Origin of the sequence: Clavibacter sp. MX14-G9D (genome assembly GCF_032917815.1) — a bacterium.
In the GTDB taxonomy this organism is placed as follows: Bacteria; Actinomycetota; Actinomycetes; order Actinomycetales; family Microbacteriaceae; genus Clavibacter; species Clavibacter michiganensis_K.
In genome coordinates this window covers 1-2,633 of record NZ_JAVCVL010000292.1, presented here as the reverse complement: position 1 = coordinate 2,633, position 2,633 = coordinate 1, and the positions used below count along the sequence as shown (strand labels likewise).

1 protein-coding gene is annotated in these 2,633 nt (G+C 77.4%); it reads left to right on the top strand.

Annotation, left to right across the window (positions count from 1 at the left end):
• Positions 1 to 36 precede the first annotated feature (36 nt).
• Positions 37 to 2,633 (top strand): hypothetical protein (locus Q6969_RS14825; protein WP_317231130.1); only part of this gene is annotated, 2,597 nt, incomplete at its 3' end.

Below are 2,633 nucleotides of genomic sequence, written 5' to 3'. Positions count from 1 at the left end.
GGCGCCGCCGCCTCCGCCACGGAGACGGCCGGGGCGATGGCGCGGGGGACCGCCGCCGCCACCGCGGCCGTGCAGGCCACCGCCGGCGGGAGCGCGACCGGGCTCTCCGACACCGGCCGCGGCGCCATCGACGACCTCCGCACGTGCCTCGCCTCCTCGGACGTCCTCAACGTCTACTACCTGGTCGACAACTCGGGCTCGCTCAGCTCCGGCGGCGCCACCGGGCGCGGCTCCGACCCGGACGTCGCCCGCGCCGACATCCTCGGCGGCAGCCTCGCCGAGCTGGGGGCGCTCGGCGACGACCTCACGGTCAACTGGGGCGCCGCGTTCTTCAGCTCCGCCTTCCAGCCGGCCGTCGACTGGACCGCGTACGACGACCAGAGCCCCGACCGGCTCCGCGAGACCATCCGCGACAAGCGGCCCACGGGCGACACCGACTGGCTGGCGGCGCTGCAGGGCGTGCAGGCGCAGCTGCAGGACCAGCCGAGCGCCGGATCCGCGTGCCAGCTGGTGCTGTGGATGACGGACGGCCGGATCGACCTCGGGAACGCGTCCGCCACCGCCGACGCCGTGAACGCGCTCTGCGGACGGCCCATCTCCTCGGGCGCCGCACCCCAGGGCTACGGCCTCCTCGCCGCGCTCCGCCAGTCGGGCGTCGTCGTGATCGGCACCCTCCTCGCCGACGGGGCCGCGCGGGACCAGGCCGCGGTGATGTACCCGCTCGTGGAGGGATCCGGGCCGTACCAGGGGTCGACCGTGGCGTGCGGCCCGCCCGAGGCGCCCGAGGGCGCCGTGCGCGGCGCCGTCGTCGACGCCTCCGACCCGGACGCGCTCGCCGCCGTGTTCCTCCAGCTCGGCAGCCGCATCGCGGGCGGCTACCCGCAGCCGCTCGCCGCCGACGGCTCCTTCTGGATCGACGCGGGCGTCTCCCGCGTGCAGATCGTCGTGGCCGACGACGGCTGGTCCCTCGAGGCCCCGGGCGGCTCCGGCCTCGGCACCGTCACCGAGGCGGACCTCCCCGCCGGGGTGACCGTGCGGCAGTCGTCGGGCGCCCGCCTGGTGGAGGTCGACGCCTCCGATCCCGCCCTCGCCGGCCAGTGGCGGCTGACCGCCGACGGCGTCGAGGACGTCTACTTCTTCAGCGACCTGCGCATCGTCTTCGACGACGCCAACGAGGTGACCCGGAGCGCCGACGGCTCGCTCGAGGCCACGCTCTCCGCCCGCGTGGAGCGCGCCGACGGCCGCCCGGCGGACCTCCGCGCCTTCGAGACGGCCGCGTTCTCGGGCAGCTACACGGTCGACGGCGTGACCGCGCCCCTCGCCGGCGCCGCGGTCGACGCGGCGTCCGGCGCCGTCACTCTGCCGCTGCCCGCCGACGTGGGCGCGTCGGAGCTCCTCGTCACCGCGTCGCTGGATCCGCTCGTCACCTCGCCGCACGCGGTCCAGCTGGCCCCGGTCACGACCCAGCAGCGCATCCGCACGGTCCTGCCCGGGCAGTTCCCGAGCGCGGCCGGATCGCTGCGGCTCACCGACCTCGAGGGCGCCGACGGCCTCGCCACGGGCGAGCTCACGCTCACGGGACCGACCGAGGGCGGCGACGGCACCGTGTGCCTGACGGGACAGCCCGCCATCACGAGCGACAACGCCGACCGCGCCGGCACGTTCGCCTGGACGGTCACCGCCGCCGACGGCACCGCTCTCTCCGCGGACGACTGCGTGACGGTGCCGCAGGGCGGCAGCACCGTGCTGTCCGTCACCGCCGCGAACCCCACCCCCGCCGACGCGGACGTCTCCGCGACCCTCCCGCTGTCCGTGGCCTCGGGCGCGGGCGACGCCGTGCCGCAGGACGTGCCGGTGGGGTTCCGCTCGACCTTCCCCGTGAACGTGGGCGCGGTGGTCGGCCTGACGCTCGGCCTCATCCTGCTGGGCGTGCTGATCCCGCTCGTCGCGCTGTGGGTCCTCAACCTCGTCACGACGCGCATCGCCATGCGCGGCTCGTTCCAGCGCGCGGTCGTGCCGGTGCGCATCTCCGAGTCGGGCGTGACCGTCGAGGAGACGCCCGACCGCGTCGCCGAGCGGTTCCGGAACATCCGGGAGGCCGAGGCGCGCAGCCTCGAGGACGCCGAGCTCGGCGGCCTGAAGGCGGTCGTGCCGCTCTGGCCGCTGCGGGCGCCGACGTTCCGGGTGGGCCCGCCGCCCGGCCGCATCGTCCTGGCGGGTCGCACCGGATCCGGGTCCGCCCGCACCGGCGACCGTCGCGCCGACGGATCCCTCCGCTTCGCGTCCCTCCCCCTCGACGCCTTCTGGGCCATCACGGCGACGGAGTCGGCGATCGACGCGTCCCGACCCGGCGAGCCCGTCGCCGGCACCGCCGTGCTCTACCACCGCTACGTCACGACCGAGGACGCCGGGCAGTACGCGACCCGCATCGCGGACCTCGAGCGGGACGCCGCCCCGACCGCGCACGAGACGATCACCGCCCTGCGCGCGCGTCGGGCGGAGCGCCGCGCGGCCGCCGTCCGGACCCCGCGCGGCGGGGACGGCGCGCCCCCGGGGACCCCCCCCTTCCGGGCCCCCCCCCCCCCCCCCCCCGGGGCCCCCCCCCGCCGGGGGGGGGGGGGCCAGGGGGCCCC